Here is a 26,657-nt window from a genome sequence, read left to right on the forward strand (position 1 = left end):
ACATGAATAATGATTCTTAAGTTATTGTTATTTATTTAACTTTATTTTCATTTCAACCGGCGAGTATCCATGATTCATGGGACCGGTGCCTTGGCCTATCTTGACCGCAGCTCCAGCTGCAATCGCCTGCATTACGTAATCTCTGGCCGCAACCACCGCTTGTGGCAAGCTTTCGCCCAAGCCCAGAAAGGCGGCAATCGCCGATGATAGCGTGCAACCAGCGCCATGCAGATTCAAGGTGACGATACGGGGCGAGCTCATGACCAGCGGCTCGCCGCCCTTTTCCTGAAAAATATCCACCACGTCATGCCCCGGCATATGACCACCCTTGACCAGCACCGCGCGTGCACCCAGCTGCAAAAGATCGGAGGCAGCCTGCAGCATGTCATCCTGCGTTAGCAATGGTCGTCCCAGCAGCATGGCGGCCTCGTCCAGATTGGGCGTCACCACACTGGCGCGCGGGAACAACTCACGCACCAGGATTTGCACGGCTTCATCGCTGATCAGCCGGGCGCCATTCGCCGCCGCCATGACCGGATCCAGCACTATCTGCGACAAGCCATGATCATCCAGTGCCTGCGCCACGGTGATGACGACCTCAGGCGCATGCAGCATGCCGATCTTCACCGCATCCACGCCTATATCCTCCACCACCGCATCAATTTGCGCGCGCAGGATATCCTGCGGCACGCCATGAATCGCGCGCACGCCACAGGTATTCTGCGCTGTGAGTGCGGTGATGACTGTCATGCCATAACAACCAAGCGCCGAGAATGTCTTGAGGTCCGCCTGTATGCCCGCCCCACCGCCGCTATCGGAGCCGGCGATGGAGAGTATACGAGGATAGGTGTAATGCGTTTTCACAGGGGTGTATCCATGGACGTTGCATGCTCAACTTTCCCAGACGGTATTGTTAAGCGTACAAATTTTGGTTTATGTACAAAAGAAACGAGCACAAAACTAAGCATCATCAGCAGATACCAAGCCAGCAATTTGCTTGGTGACACCATGTGCCATTGTGAGGATTGATCAGGATAAACCCAGGCACGGCTGTAGGTGCCAATATTTTCGCCAAACCAAATGAACAAAGCGACCAATAGCCAGCCAAGCAATAAGGGCATGCGCCTGTATACCTGATCAACCTTGAAATAAATGTAAGTTCTGCCAAAAAGAATCACGCTGGCCGCCAGCAATATCCATCGAAGATCATAGAAGTAATGATGGGTGAAAAAATTAATATAAATCAGGACAACCAGAACAACAGGCTTCCATGCCTCAGGATACGCCGAGTATCTGAATTCAAAAATCCGCCAGATGCGCGCCAGATAACTCCCTACAGCGCTATACATGAACCCGGCAAACAATGGGAAATTACCGATCCCAAAATAAAAAGCTTCGGGATAATGCCATGAGCCTATGGCATCAGATGTTTTAAATAACTCCATGCCGGTGGCCACACAATGAAACAGCACAATCACAATAGCTTCTTTGGGCGTTTCAAATTTGAACGCAAGCAGGAAAAGCTGGAATGCTACCGCAGCCAAAAAGAGGGAATCATACCGAGGGAGTGAAAATGGATACCAGTAATTGGTAAGGAAAATCAAGCCGAGCAAATATCCCCCGAACATGCATGCGTATGCCTGCTTGAGGCCGAATAACCAGAACTCGCGGAGAAAGCGATGCATGCTTACTTGCCACGCATGAACATTTTATCCAGATCGGCCATCGTCGCCTGGAACCAGGTGGGACGGCCGTGATTGCACTGGCCGGAACGCTCGGTCGCTTCCATATCGCGCAGCAAGGCGTTCATTTCCTGGATGCTGAGAATACGGTTGGCGCGCACGGCGGCATGACAGGCCATGGTGGCCAGCAGCTCGTTGCGGCGTTCGGTCAACACGCGGCTGCCGCCGTATTCGCGCAGGTCGCGCAATACATCGCGGGCCAGGGCTACCGCATCGGCGTCTTGCAACATGGCCGGAATGGCGCGTACCGCAAGGGTCGATGGTGATAATTGCACAATTTCGAACCCAAGCTGATGCAGGGTTTGCTGGCCTTCTGGCGTCGACAGTTGCTCCTGCACCGTGGCAACTTCAAAGCGGTCGGCATTGAAACTGACGGGCAACAACAATGGCTGCATGGGAACGCTATCGCCATCCAGCGCGTTTTTCAGGCGCTCGTACATGATGCGCTCATGGGCGGCATGCATATCCACCACAATCAGGCCCAGGGCGTTTTGTGCAAGCACATAAACCCCGTGCAACTGGGCCAGCGCAAACCCCAGGGGGTATTCCTGCGCAGCCTGCGCCGGGCTGAGGCTGGAGGAAGCCTGCGATGGCGACAAGGTTGCCTGCAAATCGGCAGAGGAAATAGCACTGGGCACAAATGACGATGCCGTATCCACCGCCTCGCGAGGCAGGCCGCCGAACAGGGTCTGATAAAACCCCGGCGCTTCATTAGCGCGCAGATCAAAGCTGCCCTGCTGGCGCGGATAAGGCTGACCAGCCGGGATGCCGGAGGAATAGCTGGTGGCAGGTGCGGCAACAGGCGGTGGCACCAGCCCATTGGCTGGCAAGCCAACAGGGGTCGCCAGTGCCTTGTGCAGCGCATGGAAAATGAACCGGTGCACCGCCTGCCCTTCGCGGAAACGCACCTCGGTTTTGCTGGGATGCACATTCACATCGACCAGCGTAGGGTCGAGCTCCAGGAACAAGGCAAAAGCAGGGTGGCGATCATGATGCAATACATCCTGATAGGCCTGACGTATGGCGTGGCTGATCAGCTTGTCGCGTACAAAACGGCCGTTGACATACACGTATTGCGTATCGCGGGCACTGCGTGAAAACGTCGGCTTGGCGGCCATGCCCCACAGGCGCAAACCACCGGCAGACTCATCCAGCTCAAACGCTTCGGCGGAGAAGTCCGGCCCCAGTACTTCGGTGAATCTGCGCTTGGCCTCGCCTGGCGCGAGTCGCATCAAGGCCCGGCCATTGTGCTGCAGCATGAAGCCGACATCGGGGCGCGACAAGGCAATGCGCCGGAAGGCTTCTTCGCAATGCCCGAATTCGGTTTGCTCGGTTTTCAGGAATTTGCGCCGGGCTGGCGTGTTGAAATAAATATCCTGCACTTCCACAATCGTGCCGCGATCCAGCGCCGCGGGTGCTGCATCACCCAATAGTCCGCCGTCGGCGGCAATACGCCAGGCGTGGCTGGCTTCTGCGTGGCGACTGGTAATGGAGGTGCGCGAAATGGAGGCAATACTGGCTAGCGCCTCACCACGGAAGCCCAGACTGGCAACGCTTTCAAGATCATCCAGCGAGGCAATTTTGCTGGTGGCATGCCGTGTCAGCGCGAGGGTGAGATCGTCATGGGGAATCCCGTTGCCATCGTCCGTCACACGCAGCAGTTTCACACCGCCCTGCCCCAGCGTCACGGCGATATCCGAACTGCCAGCGTCCAGGCTGTTTTCCAGCAGTTCCTTCAAGGCAGAAGCGGGACGCTCTACTACCTCGCCAGCCGCAATCTGACTGATGAGCTGGTCGGGCAGAAGTTTAATCAGGGACATGGATGCATGGGCACAAAGGGGGCCGGGTAATCATGGAAAGCCTATTTTAACCGCAGCCGGCCATGATTACCTATGCGATTTTAGCCATCAAGCGTGGCCAAAATCGGTGGGAGGTTTGCTCACCATGCAGCAAGCAAGCGCATGGGTGCAAACAGCTTACAAAGCTTAGAACTTACAAACCGTCGATAAAGCGCAGGCCGTATTTCTTGGTGTTCACGCTCTGGGCACCCGCTACTTCGCTTTCAGCACCAATTTTGGATGCCAGCAAATCCACGGGGATGATCACGGGTTGTTCCGCCAGCAGATCATCGGCCACAGCAAACAAGGCGTCTGCCACTTTGCCTTTCAGGTGGCTGTTGCGGCCATCCTCGCTGCTGAAGCTATCAAAAATACCGAACGCGGTATCAGTGAACTTGAGCGCATACCAGGTAATGGTTTCGCTCTCGGCCAGCACCAGAGGCAGCGCATTTTTCAGGAACTCTTCTACCTCTTTCGCCTTTTCCGGTTTTGCCTCCAGACGAACGTATAACGCTGTTTTACTCATTTCCTATCCTTGGTGAGGTGTTACAAATTAACGATACATCGACATCATGCTTGCGTCGTGGCTATGGATCACAAATCCACGGACTCAAGATATTCAGGCACGGTCACATTCCATGCAAACCGTTCCTCAATGCGAAGTCTGAGGGCGTCAGCCGCAATTGGTTCGCCGTGCGTGATAAAGGTGCGCTTGGGCGGTGCGCTGAAATTATCCAGCCAGTGCAATATCTCATTGTAATCCGCGTGTGCAGAAAAGCTTGAAATGAATTCCACCTCGGCATTTATGGGCACATAGCCACCATGAATCTTGACGCTGGTGGCGCCATTGATCATCGCCGCCCCGCGCGTGCCAGCAGCCTGATACCCCGCAAACAGAATGGTGTTGCGTGGGTCTGGCCCGAAAGCCTTGATATGGTGAACCACACGCCCACCTGAGGCCATGCCGCTTGCGGCCAGGATAATCACTGGATGGTTGATCTCATTCAGGGCCTGCGACTCTTCCACGCTGTTGACCATGCGTGCGGTCTGCATGATCTCGCGGCACTCGGTTGCATTGAGTTTGTGTTCGCCTGCATGCCGCATGAAAATATCCGTGGCATCCACCGCCATTGGGCTGTTCAGGTACACCGGAATATCCGGTATCAGCCCCTGCTTTTTCAGCTTGTGGATGTAATACAGCAACTCCTGTGCACGGCCCACGGCAAATACGGGTACCAGCAGCACACCGCGCCGGCGCGCCGTACGGTTTATGATCTCGGCCAGACGCTCATCGGGCGTGGATTGGTCATGCACTCTATCCCCGTAAGTCGACTCCACCACCAGATAATCCGCCGCAGCCACCGGTGTTGGCGGCAGCATCAGTGGATCATTCATGCGCCCCAGGTCGCCAGAGAACAGAATGGAAGTCTCACTATCCTTAAGCAGCACCAAGCTTGCGCCCAGAATATGACCTGCAGGTGACAGCTTGATGGTCACACCGGGCACCACTTCCACTGTCTCTTCAAACTCCACCGGCGTCAGCAGTGCTACCGCGCGGGCAGCATCTTCCTGGGTATAGAAGGGCAAGGCGGGATTATGTTTGGAAAAGCCGCGTTTATTGGCATAGCGGGCTTCTTCTTCCTGCAGGTGCGCAGAATCTGGCAGCATGATTTCGCACAAATCACGCGTGGCGCTGCTGCAATACACACGGCCATTGAAGCCATTCTTTACCAGCAAAGGCAGATAACCGGTATGGTCGATGTGTGCATGCGTCAGTACCACAGCGTCAATACTGGCGGGGTCTATCGGCAGCCTGGCCCAGTTTTTCAGCCGCAATTGCTTTAAGCCCTGAAACAGACCGCAATCCACCAGCACGCGCTTGCTGCCACTGGTGATCAGGTATTTTGAGCCGGTCACGGTGCCAGTGGCGCCGAGGAAGGTTATTTTCATGAGCAGAAACCTGTTTTTAGTACTTATTTTTCAGCCATTTTAGGCTTGGCCAGGGCTGGATTGCTGGCGAAGTATTTTTTGATGCCGGTCAGAATGGAGGCGACGAGCTTGTCCTGATGATTTTCATCATTGAGCTTGCGCTCCTCTTCCGGGTTGGTAATGAAGGCCGTTTCCACCAGGATGGAGGGGATGTCCGGCGATTTCAGCACAGCGAATCCGGCCTGCTCCACGCTTTGCTTGTGCAGGTTGTTGATTTTACCCACGTTATCCAGCACGGATTTACCCAGCTTGAGGCTGTCATTGATGGTGGCGGTTTGTGAGAGATCCAGCAAGGTACGGGCAAGGTAAGGATCTTTCACATCAAAGCTCACGCCGCCGATGAGGTCAGACTCGTTTTCGCGCTGGGCCAGCAAACGCGCCATGGCACTGGTGGCGCCATGCTCGGACAAGGCAAATACTGACGAGCCCTTGGCTTGAGAGCTGAGTGCCGCATCGGCATGAATCGAGACAAAAAGATCCGCTTGCAGCTTGCGCGCCTTGACCACGCGGCCATGCAAAGGAATAAAGTAATCGCCATCGCGCGTCAGCACGCCACGCATATTGGGCTCAGCATCCACTGCCTGCTTGAGCTTTTTGGCAATCGCGAGCGTGATGTTTTTCTCGTATGAACCATTGGCGCCCTTGGCACCGGGGTCTTCGCCACCATGTCCTGCATCAATGGCGATGGTAATCACGCGCCCACCCTCTCGACTCTTGTTGGGTTCTGCCTTGAGTACGGGAGCCGCCTTGGCGCTCTCCGGCGCTTTGGCGGCTTCGGGCATGGACTGTGCCATGGTCTGTTCAGGCTTGCCGGGCAGATTGATCTCCGGCGCCTTGCTGGTATCCAGTGGAGCCGCCGTTTCTGGCTGCGCCAACACCTTCACATCAGGCTTCATTACCTGCTCAGCACTGGAGGCTGGCGTTTCACGCTGCTCCAGCATGGCCATCAAGGGATCAAGCGCAGGATAAATATCCAGCACCAGGCGATGCTGGTATTCACCGGCAGGCAATAGCGTGGCGAGCTCGGGGCGGATATCGGTTTTCAGGTCGATCACCATGCGCACAACACCGGGTTTGAAATTGCCAACGCGTATCTGGCGGATGTACGGATCCGACGCCAATACACGATCGCTCAGGCTTTTGAGATTGGAGCCGAGGTCCACGTCTACCAGATCAACGACCAGCCGCTCCGGGTCTTTGAGCCGCAACAGGTTATAGCTGATCGGCTTGTTCGACTCCAGGGTGATACGGGTGTAATCGGGTGCGGGCCAGACGCGGGTTGCCGTCACGGTAGTCGCGGCTACCGCCTGGAGACTGAAAAATACCAGCAGGAATGAACATGCCAGTTTAAGCGTGCGCAAGAGATTCAACGACAGCTTCCCCTGTTTGACTATTGGCGCTGACGGTTATCTTGCGGCCGCCAGCGTTGGGTTGGAGATGAATATCAAGATCGGGTTGCGGAATGAGATCACCGGCTTTTTCCGGCCACTCCACCAGGCAAATCGTGGCCGGATTGAAGTAATCGCGAAAGCCTGCCGCATCCCACTCCTCAGGATCAACAAAACGATACAGGTCAAAATGGTATACGGCTAGCGCATCCAGCACATAAGGTTCAACCAGGGTATAGGTGGGACTTTTGACTTTGCCGGTATGGCCCAATGCACGTAGCAGGCCACGCACCAGCGTGGTTTTGCCGGCGCCGAGGTCGCCATGCAGGTAAACGGTTAAACCCGGGGTGACGGCCTTGGCCAGTTGCGCCCCGAAATGCAGGGTGGCAGCCTCATCGGCCAGGTCAAATGTAATATCATGTGCCATATGCAATTTACTTCAGACAGCCCTGTGTTGCCCATTGATCTGCCAGCCTTGGCGCTGGATATCAAGCGCTGGGCGCAAGAGCTTGGGTTCAGCCAGCTTGGCATTACCGATACCGATCTCAGCGCCGCTGAGCCTGCCCATCAGGCCTGGCTGGAAAAAGGATTTCATGGTGCCATGGATTATATGGCAAAACATGGCAGCAAACGTACCCGCCCGCAGGAATTAGTCCCCGGCACCTTACGTATTTTGTCAGTCCGCATGAATTATCAGCCACCCGCCACGCGCGACAGCTGGGAGGTCATGGCCGATGGAGAAAGCGCCTTTATCTCGCGTTATGCCCTGGGCCGGGATTATCACAAGGTATTGCGCAGCCGGCTGCAGCAGCTGTGTGATCGTATTGCCGCCCATATTGCCCCGCTAACTGATGACAGTTTTGACTATCGCGTGTTTACCGATAGCGCGCCGGTACTCGAAGTTGAGCTGGCACAAAAAGCCGGACTCGGCTGGCGTGGCAAGCACACCCTGCTGCTATCGCGCGATGCGGGTTCCTGGTTTTTTCTGGGGGAGATTTATACCAATCTGCCCTTGCCGGTGGATACGCCCGGGCAGAACCATTGCGGCACTTGCCACGCCTGCCTGGATATCTGCCCAACTCAGGCTATTGTGGCGCCTTATGAAGTGGATGCCCGCCGCTGCATTTCATACCTGACCATTGAGCTCAAGGACAGCATTCCCGAAAGCTTGCGGCCGCTGATAGGCAATCGCGTGTATGGCTGCGATGACTGCCAGCTGGCCTGCCCATGGAACAAGTTTGGCCAGCTGACCGCGCAGGAGGATTTTCATGTGCGCCATGGCCTGGATAATGCCAGCCTGGTGGAACTGTTCGGTTGGGATGAGGCCACATTCAAGGAGCGCATGGCGGGTAGCGCCATTTACCGTATTGGCCACGAACAATGGCTGCGCAACATTGCCGTGGGCCTGGGCAATGCCCCGTCCAGCCCGGAGGTGATCAACGCCCTGAAGAAAAGGCTGGATCACCCATCCCCACTGGTCAACGAGCATGTGCGCTGGGCGTTAAAACAGCATGAACATTTATCGGCGGCAGCGCTATAATGCCGCACCTCAACTAGTGCCATAAACTCAATTGTTTAATCCATCGGTTTTCCGTCGCCTGACGATTATTCTTCTGATTGCCCTTGGGCTTTTCATTCTGCTGACCTTTGAACAATACGGCATCAGTAATGATGAAGAGGTCCAGCATATTTATGGGCGCCTGCTGCTGGATTTCTATACCTCCGGGTTTACCGATCAGGATGCGTTCCACTATCGCAATCTCTATTTGTATGGCGGCTTCTTTGATCTGGTAGCTGCCGTGCTGGAAAAATTTGTGCCGATCTGGATCTGGGATCTGCGCCATCTGCTTTCGGCCGCATTCGGCTTGTCCGGCATCATTGCTTCCTACAAGGCAGCCCGCTTGCTGGGCAATGAGCGCAGCGGGTTTATCGTAGCGGTTCTTCTTGCCATTACGGGTGCATGGACAGGCGCCATGTTTACCCACACCAAGGATGTTCCGTTTGCCACCTGCATGGTGTGGGCACTTTATTACTCCATGCGCTTGTCTCGTCAATTGCCTACCCCCAGCCTGGGGTTGTGCATCAAGCTGGGCATTGCGGTCGGTTGCGCGCTGGGGTTGCGCATTGGTGGCGTGTTCTCTGTATTTTATCTGCTGCTGGCTGTATTGATCGGTGGCTGGATCGCCGGACCTGGGTTTGGCGAAAAATGGCGCTACTGGCTGACCTCCGCCTGGCGCCTGTTACCAGCAGGTATCACGGCCTTTGCGCTCATGGCTTTATTCTGGCCCTGGGGCGTGATGTCGCCCGACCATCCACTGCAAGCGGCAGAGGCATTTTCCCATTTTGCTTTCAACATGCTGACCGTGATGGATGGTGAGGTCATGAAGATAGGCGAAGTGCCACGCGAATACTTGCCTTCCTATTTGCTGGTGCGGCTCCCGGAGGTATTTTTATTGGGCTTGCTCGCCATGCTGGTGATCGGTTTGTTCCATCTGCGTGAATGGCGCCCCAAATCCCGGCAGTTCCTGCCATGGCTACTGGTCGCGGTGGCAGCCTTGTTCCCGCTGGTGTTCATTTTGCTGGACAAACCTGCCCTGTATAACGGCGTGCGCCACTTCACCTTTCTGATTCCCCCGCTTGCCATTCTGTCGGGCCTGGGTCTCAGCATGAGCTGGGATGCACTGGCAAAAACACCCAAGCTGAGATGGCTGGGTGCCGGTGTCGTGACTGCCCTTACGCTGGCAACGACCGTCACCATGGTGCAGCTTCACCCGTACGAATATATCTACTACAACCGTTTGGCTGGCTCGATGCCCTATGCAGAAAGCCATTGGGAAGGCGATTACTGGTCAAGCAGCTTGCGCGAGGCCGCGGAGATACTGGAAGACAAGCTCCCTGAACTGCAGGCTGTAGACAAGCAGGCCGGAGATGGTCTCAATCATGCACCTTACAAAGTGGCGGTATGCGCCGAATCCATACAGGGTGATGCCTATCTGGATCATCGCTTCCAGATCACGAGTGACTGGGTCAGTGCGGACTTTTTTATTTCCAGCACCAATATGAACTGCGATAAAGTGTTGCAAGGCAAGATTATTGGCACGGTGGAACGCATGGGCGCTATTCTGGCGGTGGTCAAGGACAGGCGTAACCTGCATCCCAAGTATCGCTTCCCGCGCCCTGCCCCTCATTAACCCGGACTCATGAGTCGACAATTATGGTACTAGACCGCGCCTGCGCTAACCCACACATTACGGTGATCGTACCGGCCTTTAATGAAGAGGCCGCGATACACCTGACACTGGAAAACATTGCCAATCAGCTGAACCAGCTAAGCCCGAACTGGGATATCGTCGTGATCGACGATGGTAGCCGGGATCGCACCGCGCAGATCGTGCGCAATATGCCGCCGTTCCTGAACACCACCTTGGTGCGTTTTTCACGGAATTTTGGCAAGGAATACGCCATCAGCGCCGGGCTGGAATATGCCAAGGGCGACATTGTGGTGTGCATGGATGCGGATGGTCAGCATTCGTCTGAGCTGGTGACGGAGATGCTGGCGCAATGGCGACTGGGATACGACATGGTCTATGCGGTGCGCAATGATCGCGCTGTGGAGTCACGTTTCAAGCGCTGGGGTTCACGCCTGTTTTATCGCGCCATCAGCCTGGGTGGGCAGATTCATATCCCGCGCGATGCAGGTGACTTCCGCCTGATGGATCGCAAAGTCGTGGACGCCTTGCGTGCGCTGCCCGAGCGCAATCGCTTCATGAAAGGCATGTATGCCTGGGTCGGTTACAAGTCGATAGGCATTCCTTACACGCCCCTGCCTCGCCTGCATGGCGAAAGTGCCTTTTCGCGCCTGCGGCTGATGAGCCTGGCGTGGACAGGCATTACCAGTTTTTCGGTTATTCCATTGCGGCTGGCGAGCGCGGTAGGCGGCATATTGGCATTGCTGGCATTCATTTACGGCATGACCGTCGTGGTCGACAAGCTATTCCTGCATGAATCGATCCCTGGCTGGCCGACGACCATCGCCAGCATCATGTTCTTCTCAGGCGTGCAACTGCTGTTCATCGGCATTCTGGGCGAGTATCTGGCCCGCATCTACGATGAAGTCAAAGGGCGTCCGCCTTACATCGTGGCCGAGGTAACAAGCCCACAAAAAGCGCAGTCGGCGCCCACCGAGAACGAAACTGCGGGCACGAGCGAGTAAGCCGTGACGCATCCCCTGGTTATCAGCGCCGATGATTATGCTTACCATCAGGCAGTTGATGATGGCATTCTGGAGCTGATTCGCCAGGGCAGGCTCACTGCGACTTCATGCATGGTCATGAGCCCGCGCTGGCCGGAGGCCGCCAAAGCACTGACTCGGGATATCCGGCAAAAAGCGGATATCGGCCTGCACCTCGACTTTACGGAATTCGGCGCGCCTGTGCGCCAGCCTCTTTCCCGACTTATCCTGCGTACCTTTTTGCATAGCCTGTCAGCCCATGCAATTCACCAGAACATTCAGGCACAACTTGACCGGTTTGAAGAGGCGCTGGGTACCAGACCCGACTATATCGATGGTCATCAGCATGTACATCAGCTTCCGCAGATACGCCAAGCGCTGCTTGAGATCATCCAGCAGCGCTACGGTCAGCACGGCCCCTGGTTGCGTATTTCCAACCCGCCATCCGCTGATGGTCTGAAAGGCCACATAATTCGCGGCCTGGGTGCGCAGGCTCTGCAACGTGACGCCACCCAGCAAGGCCTGCATTGCAGCAGTCGCCTGCTGGGTGTTTACGACTTCCATGACACCGCCATGCCTTACCTCGACCGGCTGCGTATCTGCCTGCAACAAGCGCAAGACGCTGGTGGCATGCCAGTGCTGATGTGTCACCCGGCCCTGCCGGATGGTAAAGCCCCAGCGAGCGACCCCATTGCCCACGCGCGTGGCGCCGAGTTTAGCGCGCTGGGCGGCGCTGGCTTTGCCGCCTTGCTCCAGCAGTTTGCGATCAGCCCGCTACGTGGAAGTGCATACCTATCCACATAGATTCAAATTCGCCTCTCGGCAAGTTACTTGTTTTCAAAAAGCTGATACCCAATAAAAAAGCCCGGATATACCGGGCTTTTTTATGCGCCTGACTTATGCGCCTGACTTATGCGCCTTATTTATGCATCAGGGATGCTGAACTGATTATTTCTTTTTATCCTTGGGTTTTACCGTGGTTGCCAGCGGTGCTTTCAGCACGCAATTTTCGCTACCGTATACGCCACCGTTATCATCACCTTCGTAATACAGACGGCGGAAAGTCCAGTGACCCTGCGCGTTCTTTTTAACCAAGGCCACGCCAGTGCTGTGATCCAGGTTTTTCTTTTCGGAGAAATTGAAGCTGATGGCGAGGCGATTGCCGTCTGCTGCCACCTGCCCGCGATATGTTACCGAGTTCTCGGTTTCAACTTCGTAATGGTATGCGCCAAACGTGCCGGAGCTGCTGACATTGTTGAGACGCAAGGTGGCGGTAACCGTGTAATCGCCTACTTGATCATTATTGCCTTTGCATTCATACACACCACTGTAATTCTTGCCGGAAAAAGGGATTTTTGCTTGCGCAACACTGGCAACGCCCAGTAATGCGATGGCCAAAATGAGGTTTTTCATTGGGTTGTTTTCTCTACCAGTCATTTACAATTCTTTGCTATTGTACCGCGAAGCCACGCGCTTCAGCAGGTATTTGCAGGTTTCATTTTGTCTTAAGCGGGCTCCTGCATTATCATTCGGAAGGATTTGCACGCCCTGCGTCAGTCATTCATTATTTAGATGTCACCAAGAGTCCAACACCTACCGCTCGGGAACCTATGCCTAACGTCAGCACTCCACGATTGTGGATATACAGTATATTCAATTTAAGCCTGCTTGTTCTACTCGGTGCATGGCTGTGGTCTCAAAACAAGCCAGCGAACCTGACGGAAGCCACGCTGCCGGAAAGCGGCAAACTGCAGTGCGTGTCCTATGCTCCGTATTATGGCAAAGATCAGACGCCTTTCATAAAAGGCACCGTGATCAGCCGTCAACAAATTGACCGTGATCTGGAGTTACTGGCCAAGCGCTCTGAATGTGTACGCATTTATTCAGTCAGCCAGGGCCTGGATTATGTTCCTGAAGCGGCTGCGCGTTTGGGTATTAAAGTATTGATGGGGGCCTGGATAGGCGCCGACAAGATCGAGAATGATCGCGAGGTTGCACTGGCCATCAAGCTTGCCAATGAGTATCCACAGGCGATCCGCGCCATGGTCATTGGCAATGAAGTACTGCTGCGCAAGGAACAAACAGCCGAGCAGCTCAAGGCTTACTTTGATCAGGTAAAAGCCGCCACGCATGTGCCGATTACTTACGCGGATGTGTGGGAATTCTGGTTAAAGCACAAGGAACTGGAAAGCTCGCTAGATTTTGTCACCGTGCATGTGCTGCCCTACTGGGAAGATGATCCGCAACCGATTGAGCGTGCGATCAGCCATGCGACTGGCGTAATGCAGCGCCTGCAGGCGAGCTTCACCAAGCCGCTGCTGATCGGCGAGACTGGCTGGCCTTCTGTTGGGCGTCAGCGCAATGGCTCGGTGCCCAGCCTGCTTAATCAGGCCGAATACATCCGCGCCTTTGTCAGCACCGCCCAGCACAATGGCTGGCAATACAATGTGATTGAAGCCATGGATCAACCCTGGAAGCGCGAACTGGAAGGCGCGGTCGGCGGCTACTGGGGTCTTTACACCACTGATCTTGAGCCCAAGTTCCCGTTTAACGGCCCGGTCAGCGAGCGTCATGACCAGCCTGCCGAGCTTGCCATCTGGCTGGCATCTGGCGCTGTGATCCTGATCCTGTTTACCTTGCTGGCTGACGAACGTCGTTTGCCAGCCTTGATTGGTTCTGGCCTATTGGGTGCACTTGCCGGGCTGAGTGCCAAGCTGCAATGGCAATACCTGATCGAGGCCTGCCGCAATACTCTGGAGTGGAGCTTGCTAGGCGGCATCACAATTGCCGGCATATTGCTGCTGATTGCGATCCCGACCCAGTTCAAACGGCAGTCGGACAGTGGTAACAAGCTGATCAAACTGTGCATGTGGCTGATTGCCATTGGCGTATTTACCTGCTGCATGTTGAGCCTGCCGACATTGCAGATCGTGAATATTTTTGGGCTGACTGATCCATTTGCTACGCGCTGGCTGTTCGAGATTGATGGTCGCTATCGTGATTTCCCGCTGCCGCTGTATGCGCTGCCGGTTATCCAGCTGGCCATTGGCCTGACCATATTGAACATCAGCCGCAGCAATACATGGCGGCCTTACAAAGCAATCAATCTGCTGGCACTGGCCGCCATGGTGGCCTGCATTGCCTTCGAAACAGAAAACCGCCAGGCCATTGCCTGGTTGCTGCTGGTGCTGGCGACGACCTATGCCACCTGGCCGCGGACTACCCTTTTACACAAACTTAAAACGCTGAACGCCTAATGACTATTGCCAAACGTTTTGTCACCCCGCTGCTGTTTGCAGCCGCTATCGCCGCTGCGCATTTCGGATTATGGGCTGCCACCAATGGCACGCTTGAGCTGATTGATGCCCCACCACTGGTACGTGGCTTCGCCTACAGTGGTTACCAGCTTGACCAGAGCCCGCTGGATAAAAAGTACCCCAGCAGTGCCGAGCTGATGCGCGACTTGCGCATGCTGCACAACTACACCAATCGCATCCGGACCTATGGCTCCCTGGAGCTGGCTGAAATCCCGGCGCTGGCTTCGCGCCTGGGCATGAAGGTAACGGCTGGTGCGTGGCTGCAAGGCAACGACGGTGATAACCGTCGCGAAATTGCCGCTCTGGAAACACAGGTTGCCACCTATCCGCAAATCGAGCGGGTGATCATCGGCAACGAAGCGCTGCTGCGCGCCGACCTCACGGTGGAGCAAATGATAGGTTACCTGGATGAGGTGCGTGAAAACGTCAATGTTCCGGTATCCACCGCCGAACCCTGGCACGTCTGGCTGAAAAACCCCGAGCTGGTGCGCCATGTCGATTTCATTACGGTGCACTTGCTGCCTTACCACGAGGGCGTGCCTGCGGATAAAGCTGTTGACTATGCATTTCAGCGTTATCAGGAGTTGATGGAGAAATACCCGCGCAAGAAGATTGTCATTGGCGAAATCGGCTGGCCGAGCGAAGGTCCGGCCATTGGCGCTGCGGTAGCCTCCAAGGTGAATCAGGCGCAATTTGTCCGTGAGTTCCTGGCAAAAAGCGCTTACCAGAATTACGACTACTATCTGATGGAAGCCATCGACCAGCCATGGAAAGTCAAGGTTGAAGGCTGGGCTGGGGCTTACTGGGGCATGTTTGATGGCAAGCGCCAGATGAAATACTCGCTGCAAGGTGCAGTCCCCACCGATACCCGCTGGCTGATCAAGGCTGGCTGGGCTACGTTCCTGGGCTTCCTGCCCATCCTCTTCATTGCCTACCGTTTCCGGCATTGGGGCCTGGGTGGCCGCCTGTCCATGGCGATCTTGCTGCAAGCGTGTATCACTACACTGGTCATCGCCTACAACCTGCCGAGCGACTACTACTACAGCCTGCGTGACTTTATCGTGCTGATTGGGCTGATTGTGGGTATGGCGCTTACCTCCGCCGTATTGATGATCTACGGGGTGGAGTTCAGCGAGGTGATGTTCAAGGGTGGCTGGCTGCGCGCTTTCAAGCGTGCCAAGCCGCTACCGGCTGATCAGGAAAAATTCGTCTCCGTGCATCTGGCCTGCTACAACGAGCCACCGGAGATGGTGATTGCCACCATTGAAAGCCTGGGCAAGCTCGATTACACCAATTTTGAAGTGATTGTGGTCGACAACAATACCAAGGATGAAAGCAAGTGGAAGCCGGTGGAAGCCTACATGGCGAACATGCCGGACAACTTCAAGTTCTTCCATCTGCCGCAATGGCCTGGGTTCAAGGCGGGCGCACTCAATTTTGCCCTGCAACAGACCGATCCGCGCACCGAAGTCATTGGTGTGGTGGATGCTGACTACGTCGTCACCCCCGACTGGCTGGGTGCGCTGGTGCCGCATTTCAGCGAAGAAAAAGTGGCCGTGGTCCAGGCGCCACAAGCCCACCGTGAATGGGAAAACAATTTCTTCCGCCGCATGAGCAACTGGGAATTCGAAGGCTTCTTCCGCATTGGCATGCACCATCGCCACGAGCGTAATGCCCTTATTCAGCATGGCACCATGACACTGGTGCGCCATCAGGCCCTGGTAGATGTGGGCGGCTGGTCCGAGTGGTGCATTTGTGAAGATACCGAGCTAGGCCTGCGCCTGCTTGAAGAGCAATATGAGCTGCGCTACATCGACGAAACCTTTGGTCGCGGCCTGACGCCTTCCGACTTTAACGCCCTTAAATCGCAGCGTTTCCGCTGGGCGTTTGGCGCCATGCAGATCCTGAAACGTCACATGCCCAAGTTGCTGGGATCCTCCACCCTCAATTTTGGACAGCGTTATCACTTCCTGACCGGCTGGTTTGGCTGGCTGGGCGATGCATTGCAATTGGTGTTCACGCTGAGTTCCATCGGCTGGACCATGGCCATGCTGGCCTTCCCCAAATCCTTCAGTCTGCCGGTGCCTATCATGCTGACGCCGATCTTGTGCTTCCTCGTGGTCAAGGGTGCCTTGGGGCCGGTGCTTTATCGCAAGACGATGAAGGAATGCAAATGGATGGATATTTTTGGTGCTTCGCTGGCTAGCCTGGGGCTTTCGCATGCCATTGCCCGCGGCATTATTGCGGGGTTGGTGCAAAAACGTGGCGTTTTCAAGACGACTGCCAAAGGCAAAGGCACCGGCAAGCGCAGCCTGATCACCCCCATCCGTGAAGAAATCCTGCTGTTGCTGGCGCTGATTGTCGCCGCTGCCGCCATGATTTACTCGCGTGGCATCGAAAATGCAGATGCCCAGCTATGGGTCACCATGCTGGCGCTGCAATCCCTGCCTTACCTCAGCACGGTTGCCTGCCAGATTCTGGCGCAAATGCCTGATCGCAAAGACAAGGCAGCACCGCCAGCCGAAGCCCTTCCGGCAAACTAGCTACAGCAAAGGCCCTTCGGGGCCTTTTTTCATGGGGTGTACCTGCGTGTACTCAATATTCACCTACGTGCTTGTCAGAATCAGCTTATAGCCAGGCTCCAGATTGCCTAGCCGATTTCAAGCAGCACGCTGACAGGCGTTATTTGACGCTGATCATAGAATGATCCCACTGCAAACACCGAGTCATCAGTGTCTTGCATGAGGCACGTGTCAGCATGCCATGCTGATCGTGCTTTCCAAGATCAACAATATTCAGCTGGAGGAATACCATGGCAACGACACAAACCTATGATGAAACCACAACGGTACGAAGCGGGCCCTACCCCTACGCACCTACCCTTAAAACTATTTCCTGGTCCGCCATTTTTGCAGGCGTGGCCGTAACGCTGACTGTCCAGTTTTTATTGAGCATGCTGGGTGCCGGTATCGGCCTCAGCACGCTTGATCCCCTGCAAGCCAATGGCACACCAACGGCTGAGGCATTTGGCTTGGGCGCTGGCTTATGGTGGGTCGTGTCCTTCTTCCTGTCCCTGGTCGTCGGCGGTATTGTAGCTGGCGAAATGGCAGGACTGCCGGCCAGAATGGATGGCGCATTGCATGGTATCGTTACCTGGGCAACCGCCACCCTGCTTGGCGTTTATCTGGTTGGCAGTCTGATCGGCGGCACGCTGGCGGGTGTTGGCAATCTTGCCAGCTCGGCAGTCAGCGGTGCAGCACATGGTGCCGCAGCCGCAGCTCCTGAACTGATTAACAAAGGCCAGCAAGAAGCCGCCAACAGCAATTTCTCCTGGGAAACCGCAGAACGTGAGTTGCAAGGGCTGCTGGCACACGCGGCTAATCAAAGTGGTCAGGCCGCTGCCAATCAGGATGCCGCCAATCAAAGCGAGTCTGCCGAAATTTATGCCAAGGTAAAAACCCTGGTCGATAAAGGCAGCAATGCGACTCCGGAAGATCGCCAAGCCGTGGTTGACCTGATGGCTGAAAAAACCGGCATCAGCAAGGAAGAAGCTGCGCAAAAGCTGGATGCATGGGAAAAGTCTGCCAAGGATGCTCAGGCTGCCATCAACCACACCGCTGAAGTGGCGGGTGACAAAGCTGCCGTAGCGGCAGACAAGACTGCACGCGTTGGTGCACACCTGACCTTGTGGGGCTTTCTGGCCTTCCTGCTCGGTGCTGTGGCTGCAACACTGGGTGGTATTGCCGGTAGCAATTGCCGTGCAAACCGCACAGTAGTGACGACCACTACCCGTTATTAATCCCCTCGCCTGCTCTACGGCGTAAGCCTCGCAGGCAAAGGTATGGATAAAGCAACGCCTGGGAAGATCATCTCCCGGGCGTTGGTCTTTTGTGTACCATCAGCCGCCAACAGGCGATGGGTTATTTGCCACGGCGCTCCAGAAACAGGCTGTTGCCGCTGATTTTTTTCGCCTGCTTCTTGGCAATTGTCATAGCCGCCGCCACTTCATGATGGCTTCTGAACCCCACGGGGTCAGCCTTGACGCTGCCGACAGACATGCTGACAAAAGGGTAAAACAGCGGATTCCCCTGCCGGTCTTCGGCGGCAATACCCCCACGCTGCCGGTCTGCCTCATCATAGAAAGCCGGTATGGCCTGCGCCAGAATATTCAGAACACGCAGGCAACGCTCTTCCCAATCCTCACTCTGAAAAATCAGGATGAAGTCATCGCCGCCAACATGGCCGACAAAATCCAGCTCATTGGCTATCTGTTCATTCAAAAGTTTGCCCGTGTACTGGATCAGCTCGTCGCCGCGCCGGAAGCCATACACATCATTAAACGGCTTGAACGAATCAAGATCGCAATAACAGGCGTGAAAGGTAATACCTGCCTGCAGCAGCCTGTCCATGTGCTCGTTGATCGGGACATTGCCCGGCAGCATGGTCAAGGGGTTGGCATAGCGCGCGGCATTGATCTGCATCTGGGTGATCTCGCGCAGCAGGTCGTGACCACTGCCCATGCCCAGGTAATTGCCCGACTCCGTAATGATGAAGCCATTGGATAAGTGATGTGGCTCCATATTGATGATGAGGTCACTCAGGGCCTGCAGGCTCAGGCTGTTGTCCACGATCAGGGGCTGGTTATCCATGAAAATGCTGCAATAGCGCTTGCCGTAAAGCTCACGGGTATATGGCCGCGCCAGATGATCAATCATGTTATAGCGACTGATCAGCCCCACCGGGCGTCCCTGCGCCACCACCGGCAACGAATACAGCGAGGGTTGCTTTTCAAATATCTGATACACATCATCATTGCTGGTCTGCGGGCTGACAGGCGACACATAGCGTATCAGCTTGCTGATATTGGAACGCGCCTGCACGGGCACGGCAGCGCTCTGGTAGACATGCACGGCATTACGCTGCATCAACTCTGCTGCCACCGGGCTTAATGCGGTGTGCAAGGAAGCTTGCGGTCGATTGATCAGATAGCCCTGCCCATACGGGATTTTCAGATCTTTCACGATCATGAGTTCGGCTTCGGTTTCTATGCCCTCGGCTATCACCTTGGTGCCGGAGTTGAGCGCAATCTGCTGGATGGAGCGCACAAAGTCGAGCTTCACCTGATCCCGGTCTATATTGCGAATGAAATGCTTGTCTATCTTGACGTAATCCGGACGCAGCTCGGACCACAAACGCAGGCTGGAGAAGCCCTCGCCCAGGTCATCCATGGCGATTTCAAAGCCCATGCTGCGGTAGTGCTCGGCGGCATGGCGCAAGGTATCGTAATCAAAGGTAGGCGAGTTTTCGGTGAGTTCGATAATCACATCGTGCGGATCCAGCCCAAGCTGATGTATGTAGGAAAGCGTGGCGCCCCTTGCGACGTGCGGCTGTAGCAGAGAGGCCGGGCTGACATTCAGGAACAGTTTGGCATTGGCCCCTTGCTGGGCAAAGGACTCAAGCACCACCTGGCGGCTGAGATGTTCCACTTCGAGCAGCAGATGGTGCTGCTCCGCCTCTTCAAACAAGGCAAGTGGCATGTGTAAACGTGTATCGGCAGGCCCACGAATCAAGCCTTCATGTCCAAAAATGCTGGCACTGCGCAAATCTGCAATAGGCTGAAAGACCGCTGTTAGCTGGCGGTGCTTGAGTATCTTGTGCAATTCCAGTGATGAAATGGCCGCTTCATCCTGCGCTGCCGCCCGAACGGCAAGTGCGGGTTGCAGTACTACCCTGGCGCCCCAGCCACTTAAATGCGATTGTTGTACATGAACTTGTCTCATGATGCCCCCTTTTCGGAGGCGAGCTTAACAGCGGTAGATGACAGTTTTGTGGCAGATTTGCGGAGTTTGGCTGGCAGTTTTGAGGCAAACCCTTGTCAGGAAGATGACGCGAGAATGATCTCAGCCAGCGCAGCAGCACCGATAATGCCAGCGCGATCGCCACTGGCGGAAGGCTGAACGCGCAGTCTGTCGCGGAGCACCGGAATCATGTCGCGCTCCAGTCGGGTAAAAAAAGCAGGCGCCATCAAGTCCCAAGCCTGACTGACGCCACCACCAATCACGATAAGCCCCACGTCTACGCTCTTGACGACATGCGCCAGCGCTTGTGCCAGCGCGGCACCAGCAAGGGAAAAAGCCTCCACCGCCGCCTGGCCGCCTTCGCGCGCAGCCTGGGCAATGGCATTGACCTCCACGCGCTGACCGGTCGCCATGTGGTAACTCTGCGCTATGCCACTGGCGGATGCATATTGCTCCATGCAGCCATGATTGCCGCAGCCACATAACCGCCCACCAGGCTCCACAATCAAATGGCCGATTTCCATGGCAACCCCGTGCTCGCCGGTAAATGGGCGGCCAGCATAGATCATGCCGCCACCCACACCAGTACCGAGCCCGGCATAAAGAAGACTGTGTGGCTTGGGATCACACAGTACATATTCGCCATAGGCCGCAGCCAGGGCATCGTTTTCCACCACGACTGGCAGACCAATGGCAGCCGACAGATCGCCAGCCAGGTCCACATTGCGCAAGCCAGGCAGGTTGGGCGACTGCGCTACGGTACCGTGCACCGGATCAATAAAGCCTGGGAAACCAATGCCAACGGCCTTTGCCTGGGGATATTGCATGAGGCACTGGCGCAAGGTGGCCGCCGTAGTCGCAATAATCTGCCGCCATGCCTCGTCCGGGGGGTGCCGGGCACACAGACCAGAAAAGTCAGCCAGTGCGCGCTGCTCATGAATCAATGCGTGGTGCTGCACCACGCCTACTCGCAGATTGGTGCCGCCGATATCAACGCCTAAAAACAAATGCCTATCCCCTGTTCAACAGCTTTTACGGTTATTTGACATGCAGACTAATCGTTAGCGGACCATGCATCTGATTCAATGGCCAGCTCAGTTCCAGTGTCACCGCCTGCATGATTTTTTCAAACCCGGCCTCGGATTGCGACACACTGAAATGCGGGTATGTATTCAAATGGCACGGAATATTGACATCCAGCTGGAGGGCGCCGCCCAGGACTTCATCTTCCAAGGTCAATCGACTCAGTTCGGGCCATTGCAAGGGCTGACCGAATCCACCGGGAATGTGGTCACCAATGACAAACCGACCGGCGGGACCATCGCAGCTGGGCATGGCCAGATTGATTTCAACCTTGAAGACACCATTTGCGCTGGACGTTACTTCATAGCTGACATCAAGGGACTCGCCTTGCACACTGATTTTCTTCTGGAAAGTCAGCCCCTTATGTTCGGCTTTGTAATGCACCGCATTTTTACCACCCGCAGCAGGCTTGTAGCTGAGGCCAGTAAAACTGTCGGCCTCGTGCATGATAAAGTCACAAAACAGTACTTTTCGATAACTGTCCGTAGCAAGGTCAGCCTGGGTAATCTCGTGCTTGAGGCTGAGGCGCTCATGCGGATTGGCGATGCCCTCCCCACTATGGGTATGCTCGGGTTGCGCATGTACCTTGCGGTGATAATGTTCCTCTTGCCGGGTCAAGGTATCGCCGAAATTATGATGCAAGCGGTAGGTGTCAAATTCACAGACGGAGGCTGTCCCATCCTGACGAATCACCGCCTGTACCTCACCACTATGCAAGAACACCTCATCGTGACCATCGAGGTCGATATCCTCCATGACCTTGGTGGGACGGCTGGACACTTTGTCCAGCAGGCTTTCCAGCTTGAGCATGGCGTTATAAACCGCCCGCCGCAAATGCGGCAGGTAAAGACCGCCGAACAAGCCATGCCAGTAGGCATCATTGGCCTGCGATTCATACAGGGCCTGGCGCATATCGGCCGTTTTCTTGTTGTCCGGCAGCTGGTTAAAGCGTTCTGACAAGGCCAGCATGCGCTTGTGCATCCAGTTTGATTCCGGATAACGCATGAAGAAATTGCGCCAGATACCGCCGCGCACATAGGGCTTGGTGATTTCGTAGCGGTTATTGTATTTTTCCTGCCCGACCAGATCGGCGTAATGATGCGCCGCTGGCACAGGCAGGGTCCATTCGTTCATTTCAATGTACGAAGCGGTGGGTAGGTAAACCACGCCACGGGTTTTTGCCATGGCATGGTAATCAATGTAGCGCATGGGTTTGATAATCGATGAAGCCAGTACGCCTTCAATGAAGTTACGCAGCCAGCCACGCTCATACACCCACTCATAGGTTTCGGGCCAGATGCCAAACTTTTCAATGTCATCAAAGTAAATGGCCGCCGCCTGCTTGCTGTCGTCAGCCAGACTTTCCAGGTAGCCCACCACTTCTTCGGCTGGGGAGAACGGCAGGCGATAGCGCAGGGACTCGGAAATGGGGAAGAGATCAATCTGGCGGCCATCTTCTTCCGTAGTGTAGTAGCCCTTGAGAGCGTCGCCGCCGCGGCCGGTGCACATGAAGTGATAGTCATCGACCATGACATAACGGATGCCGGAATCCGACAGCGCGGGCACCACCGTGGCCTCCCAAACGCGCTCGGTCAGCCAGGCGCCCTGTGGCGTCTGCCCCAGTTTTTTCTTGAGGCAGGTGGAAAGCATGCCGATTTGCCCGACGCGATCGCGAGCGGGAATAGAAGCCAGCACAGGCTCGGTAAATCCCGCCCCTACCAGTTCCGCCTGTTCACGCGCCACCATTTCCTTGAGCAAGGCCATGTCTTCCGGGTATTTGTTCAGCATGTATTCCAGCAGCCAGCCGCTGATGTGAATGGCAAACTTGAAAGCCGGGTACTCATGCAACACACGCAAAAAAGGCCCATAGCAGCGTACATGCGCATCATCCAGCACGCTCTCGAAATTGCCCACGGGCTGGTGCGCATGGACTCCCAGCAAAAGTGCAACGGTCTTGGCCAAATTACGCTCCTGTCGCTTCAATCGTTAAAAGTGTATGTTTCATGACTTAAAGTGGGATGCCTTAAGTAGCGATGAGTTAGGCTTCCTGCCCACGCCGCATGGTACCGCCGACTGCAGGGTCTCCAGCGCCCACGCTGATGGGGTGATTCAATACCTCCGGCACTGGCAGCTTGAGCAAATGGTACAGATTGCTCAGGTTGCGCCGGTAAAGCCGGTCAAAACTGTCGACACTCATGGCGGAGTTGTAATCGCCAAACCACCAGAACCAATCGGAGCCTTCACAAATGGCCAGCTGCCGCTCGCACGCCACGATTTCCTCCTGGGTAAGCAGGCCATCCTGCATCGCCCGGTCATAGCATTCCTTGGCATCACACAGCAGATCCCAACCCCGATTTTTTTCGGCAGAACCTATCCAGGTGCTGAAGCTGCCATAGACCCAGCTGCCAGCGGCCACCTCCGGCAGGGTTTCCATCGCCACCGTATTGCCTGGCATGGCAAGAATGTCGCTGAAGGTTGCCATCTCGATATTGGGATGATCCACCAGAGCGGCATAAAGTTCGCTGAGAAAGTAATAAGCGTTGTAGGGATAATATTCCCAGGCATTTTCGCCATCGAGAATCACACTGACCACGGGGCACTGCGTGCGGGTATTGGCTGACTGAATCTGCTCCAGCGAGCGGATAAAGTCGCTCACCGCCTCGCTGGCGTAAAGCTTGGAATATTCGAAGCCGATCTTGTCCGACAGCCCGTCATCGCGGAAGAAACACAGAATGTCATGATGACCATCGGTGATGCGGTATGGCTGATAGAGGTAATCCTGCTTGGCCAGGCCGAAGCCTTCAAATGATTTGTAAAGGCTGTGCGTCAGGACGCCTTCGCCGGTGGCGGCCCACTTAAGTCCGTGCTGCGCCATCAGGGTGAGTGTGGCGTAAGACACGGCTCCCTCGGCTGGCCACATGCCGGTTGCTGGCTTGCCGAAACGCGTGGCATGCGATGCCTGCGCCTGGCGAATATGGGCACAGGCCCTGTCGCTACCGCCCGGATACCTTGGACTATGCGGCAAAGGCGCATAAGGCATGGCGTCGCGGGTAGATTTGAAATCAAGCAGCAAAGGGACGATGGGATGGTAATGCGGCGTAGTGGAGAGCTCGATGCGGCCCTGATCCTGCAAGGCTTTATAACGCGGAATCAAGCCGCTGATCAGCTCGCCGATCAGGCGAAACAGGGCACGCCGCTCTTCCAGGGTAAATTGCGTCCCTTTCTCCATCAGCTTTTGAACAAAGGTGTTGGTCCGGCGTATGCTTTCGCCCGTCCATGCCAGGTGATACCAGACCAGCAAGTCAGACTTGTACTGGGCAGAAAGATAATTGAAGGCTGCACTGCCCTCGATCTGCAGTGCTTTGTAAATATTGTGCAGGCGCTGGTAATGCGCAAAGGGCGCCAGCATTTTTTCATGGTGGCTTTTGAAGCAACTATCAATAATCAGATTGCATTGATCGGTGCTGATATTGTCCAGCGCCTCTTCAGCCAGAAGCGCCAGTAACGGATCGCGAATATCACCCGTTGCAAACTGATCGCTGTAATCTTCCAGTTGGTCTAGCAATACAGGCACAAAATTGAAGGTAACCCGGGCCTGCGGGTTGGCCTCCAGGTGCCATGCCATGTCGGTGTAATCCTTGATGGCGTGCAGGTAGGTCCAGGGCAGCACATATTGCCCGGTCAGCGTATCGCGATAGTCGGGCTGATGCATGTGCCAGTAAAGATTAAGGTAAAGCTTGGGGCGTTTATCCGTCATGTGGCCTCTCAAGACAGCAGGCTGCTGCTGTACTGAACAATGAAAGTCCCCAGGCCAGTGCCCGGGAACGCCTATCTTGCTTGATGTATGGATTGCCCCAGCATATCCGGGGTGACCAGCGTGATTCCCTTTTCAGATACGTAAAACCGCTTGCGATCCTGCTCCGGGTTCACCCCGATTTCCATGCCGTCGGGGATTCGAGTGCCTTTGTCGACCACTACCCGTTTGAGCGTAACATAGCGGCCTATGTCCACCTTGGGCAGAATGACCGAGTCTTCAATATTCGAGTAGCTATTGACGCGAATATCGGAAAACAGCACCGAGCGGCTGACCTTGGCGCCACTGATAATGCATCCGCCGGACACCAGGGAGTCGGTTGCCATGCCACAACGATCCGCATTGTCAAACACGAACTTGGCGGGTGGCAGCTGCTCCTGATAGGTCCAGATCGGCCAGTGACGGTCATAAAGATTCAGCTCGGGAATCACTTTGGTCAGCTCCATATTCGCTTCCCAATAAGCATCAACCGTACCAACATCGCGCCAGTAATAGTTGCCGTCGGAGGCGCCAACGCAACTTTCGGTAAACCGGTGGGCGTAAACACGATACTTTTTGATCATGTAGGGAATGATGTCGCGACCAAAGTCATGTTGCGAATGCGGAGCGTCAGCATCGCGAATCAATTGCTCGTAAAGAAACGATGCATTGAAGACATAAATACCCATGCTGGCGAGCACCTGGTCCGGATTATCCGGCAGTGGCTTGGGATTATCTGGCTTCTCACTGAAGTCGATGACGCGGTCTTCATCATCCACCCCCATCACGCCAAAGGCCTTGGCATCTTCCACGGGAACATTCACGCAAGCCACCGTCATATCGGCTTTGTTCTTCACATGCGAAGCCAGCATCTGGCCATAATCCATCTTGTAAATATGGTCGCCAGCCAGAATCAGCACATACTCGGCACCTGTGTTACGCAAGATATCCAGATTCTGAAAAACGGCATCTGCCGTGCCTTTGTACCACTCTTCCTGAATGCGCTGCTGCGCCGGAAGAAGCTCGACGAACTCATTGAATTCACCGCGCAGAAAGCCCCAGCCGCGCTGGATATGCTGCATCAGGCTATGTGATTTGTACTGGGTGACAACGCCGATACGGCGTACGCCCGAGTTCATGCAATTGGACAGCGGGAAGTCAATGATGCGGAACTTGCCGCCGAAGGGCACCGCCGGTTTGGCACGCCAATTGGTGAGATCTTTGAGACGGCTACCTTTACCGCCAGCGAGAATTAAAGCGACCGTATTTTTGGTCAGGGCACTAATGAAGCGAGTTGAGGTCAAATCCTGGTGCATTATTACTACTCCTGAATTATAGTTGTAATTAGTGCGTGAAGGCCGCCGTTATGGACTCCACAGCCTGTGTAGAGGCCGTTGTGACTCATTATAGTCACGATAATTGACGGATATCCAGTAGATTTAATTCCTTAATCCAGATATTTTTTTTCGATTGCCATT

20 protein-coding genes are annotated in these 26,657 nt (G+C 55.2%); 7 read left to right on the forward strand and 13 right to left on the reverse strand.

Going from position 1 to position 26,657, the window contains the following annotated elements; all coding sequences use genetic code 11:
* Positions 1 to 27 precede the first annotated feature (27 nt).
* From thiD to tsaE, 7 genes are all read right to left on the reverse strand, one after another.
* Positions 28 to 864: a bifunctional hydroxymethylpyrimidine kinase/phosphomethylpyrimidine kinase gene (gene thiD / locus ACWWD9_RS07490; protein WP_455866634.1), complete on the reverse strand. Its 837-nt coding sequence runs from the start codon at positions 862 to 864 to the stop codon at positions 28 to 30.
* A complete protein-coding gene (locus ACWWD9_RS07495; protein ID WP_455866635.1) occupies positions 861 to 1,685 on the reverse strand; it encodes a DUF817 domain-containing protein in 825 nt (274 codons plus the stop codon). Before ACWWD9_RS07495 ends, thiD begins: the two co-directional genes overlap by 4 nt.
* A 2-nt stretch (positions 1,686 to 1,687) precedes the next feature.
* A complete protein-coding gene (gene mutL, locus ACWWD9_RS07500; RefSeq protein ID WP_455866636.1) occupies positions 1,688 to 3,562 on the reverse strand; it encodes a DNA mismatch repair endonuclease MutL in 1,875 nt (624 codons plus the stop codon).
* 172 nt (positions 3,563 to 3,734) lie between these two features.
* Positions 3,735 to 4,106 (reverse strand): putative quinol monooxygenase, encoded by a 372-nt coding sequence (locus tag ACWWD9_RS07505; protein WP_013442147.1) that lies wholly within the window; start codon positions 4,104 to 4,106, stop codon positions 3,735 to 3,737.
* 68 nt (positions 4,107 to 4,174) lie between these two features.
* Entirely contained in the window at positions 4,175 to 5,530 is a 1,356-nt protein-coding gene (locus ACWWD9_RS07510) for an MBL fold metallo-hydrolase (protein ID WP_455866637.1), read from the reverse strand.
* 23 nt (positions 5,531 to 5,553) lie between these two features.
* Complete coding sequence (locus tag ACWWD9_RS07515; RefSeq protein WP_013442145.1) at positions 5,554 to 6,939, reverse strand: N-acetylmuramoyl-L-alanine amidase; 1,386 nt, start codon at positions 6,937 to 6,939, stop codon at positions 5,554 to 5,556.
* Positions 6,917 to 7,384: a tRNA (adenosine(37)-N6)-threonylcarbamoyltransferase complex ATPase subunit type 1 TsaE gene (gene tsaE, locus ACWWD9_RS07520; protein ID WP_455866638.1), complete on the reverse strand. Its 468-nt coding sequence runs from the start codon at positions 7,382 to 7,384 to the stop codon at positions 6,917 to 6,919. The genes ACWWD9_RS07515 and tsaE overlap by 23 nt, the downstream gene beginning before the upstream one ends.
* Between tsaE and queG the strand changes: the two genes are divergently transcribed.
* From queG to ACWWD9_RS07540, 4 genes are read left to right on the forward strand one after another with little or no spacing between them, the layout of a single operon-like run.
* Positions 7,385 to 8,497, forward strand: coding sequence for a tRNA epoxyqueuosine(34) reductase QueG (gene queG / locus ACWWD9_RS07525; RefSeq protein ID WP_455868147.1), 1,113 nt, complete (start codon positions 7,385 to 7,387; stop codon positions 8,495 to 8,497).
* A gap of 31 nt (positions 8,498 to 8,528) precedes the next feature.
* Positions 8,529 to 10,148, forward strand: a complete 1,620-nt coding sequence (locus ACWWD9_RS07530) for an ArnT family glycosyltransferase (RefSeq protein ID WP_013442142.1) — start codon at positions 8,529 to 8,531, stop codon at positions 10,146 to 10,148.
* A 23-nt stretch (positions 10,149 to 10,171) separates the two neighbouring features.
* The gene (locus ACWWD9_RS07535) at positions 10,172 to 11,170 is read left to right on the forward strand and encodes a glycosyltransferase family 2 protein (RefSeq protein ID WP_455866639.1); all 999 of its coding nucleotides are present in this window, start codon (positions 10,172 to 10,174) and stop codon (positions 11,168 to 11,170) included.
* A gap of 3 nt (positions 11,171 to 11,173) precedes the next feature.
* Positions 11,174 to 11,992, forward strand: a complete 819-nt coding sequence (locus tag ACWWD9_RS07540) for a ChbG/HpnK family deacetylase (RefSeq protein ID WP_455866640.1) — start codon at positions 11,174 to 11,176, stop codon at positions 11,990 to 11,992.
* Between the two features lie 144 nt (positions 11,993 to 12,136).
* On the opposite strand, the gene ACWWD9_RS07545 is transcribed toward ACWWD9_RS07540, so the two are convergent.
* Positions 12,137 to 12,601, reverse strand: a complete 465-nt coding sequence (locus ACWWD9_RS07545; protein ID WP_015830008.1) for a hypothetical protein — start codon at positions 12,599 to 12,601, stop codon at positions 12,137 to 12,139.
* 197 nt (positions 12,602 to 12,798) lie between these two features.
* Between ACWWD9_RS07545 and ACWWD9_RS07550 the strand changes: the two genes are divergently transcribed.
* The 3 genes from ACWWD9_RS07550 to ACWWD9_RS07560 all read left to right on the forward strand — a co-directional run bounded on the left by ACWWD9_RS07550 (position 12,799) and on the right by ACWWD9_RS07560 (position 18,304).
* A complete protein-coding gene (locus tag ACWWD9_RS07550; protein WP_455866641.1) occupies positions 12,799 to 14,445 on the forward strand; it encodes a glycoside hydrolase family 17 protein in 1,647 nt (548 codons plus the stop codon).
* The gene (locus ACWWD9_RS07555; RefSeq protein ID WP_455866642.1) at positions 14,445 to 17,048 is read left to right on the forward strand and encodes a glycosyltransferase; all 2,604 of its coding nucleotides are present in this window, start codon (positions 14,445 to 14,447) and stop codon (positions 17,046 to 17,048) included. Before ACWWD9_RS07550 ends, ACWWD9_RS07555 begins: the two co-directional genes overlap by 1 nt.
* Positions 17,049 to 17,317: 269 nt before the next feature.
* Positions 17,318 to 18,304, forward strand: coding sequence for a hypothetical protein (locus ACWWD9_RS07560; RefSeq protein ID WP_455866643.1), 987 nt, complete (start codon positions 17,318 to 17,320; stop codon positions 18,302 to 18,304).
* Positions 18,305 to 18,425: 121 nt separating this feature from the next.
* On the opposite strand, the gene ACWWD9_RS07565 is transcribed toward ACWWD9_RS07560, so the two are convergent.
* The 5 genes from ACWWD9_RS07565 to glgC form a co-directional block, all read right to left on the reverse strand.
* On the reverse strand, positions 18,426 to 20,285 hold the full coding sequence (locus ACWWD9_RS07565; RefSeq protein ID WP_455866644.1) for an EAL domain-containing protein: 1,860 nt from the start codon (positions 20,283 to 20,285) through the stop codon (positions 18,426 to 18,428).
* Positions 20,286 to 20,380: 95 nt separating this feature from the next.
* The gene (locus tag ACWWD9_RS07570) at positions 20,381 to 21,310 is read right to left on the reverse strand and encodes an ROK family protein (protein ID WP_455866645.1); all 930 of its coding nucleotides are present in this window, start codon (positions 21,308 to 21,310) and stop codon (positions 20,381 to 20,383) included.
* Between the two features lie 31 nt (positions 21,311 to 21,341).
* On the reverse strand, positions 21,342 to 23,348 hold the full coding sequence (locus ACWWD9_RS07575) for an alpha-amylase/4-alpha-glucanotransferase domain-containing protein (RefSeq protein ID WP_455866646.1): 2,007 nt from the start codon (positions 23,346 to 23,348) through the stop codon (positions 21,342 to 21,344).
* Positions 23,349 to 23,424: 76 nt separating this feature from the next.
* A complete protein-coding gene (locus ACWWD9_RS07580) occupies positions 23,425 to 25,143 on the reverse strand; it encodes a glycoside hydrolase (protein WP_455866647.1) in 1,719 nt (572 codons plus the stop codon).
* A 71-nt stretch (positions 25,144 to 25,214) separates the two neighbouring features.
* Positions 25,215 to 26,495 (reverse strand): glucose-1-phosphate adenylyltransferase, encoded by a 1,281-nt coding sequence (glgC, locus tag ACWWD9_RS07585; RefSeq protein WP_013442130.1) that lies wholly within the window; start codon positions 26,493 to 26,495, stop codon positions 25,215 to 25,217.
* Between the last annotated feature and the right edge of the window lie 162 nt (positions 26,496 to 26,657).

The sequence above is a fragment of the Methylovorus sp. SPW-M1 genome (assembly GCF_053848825.1).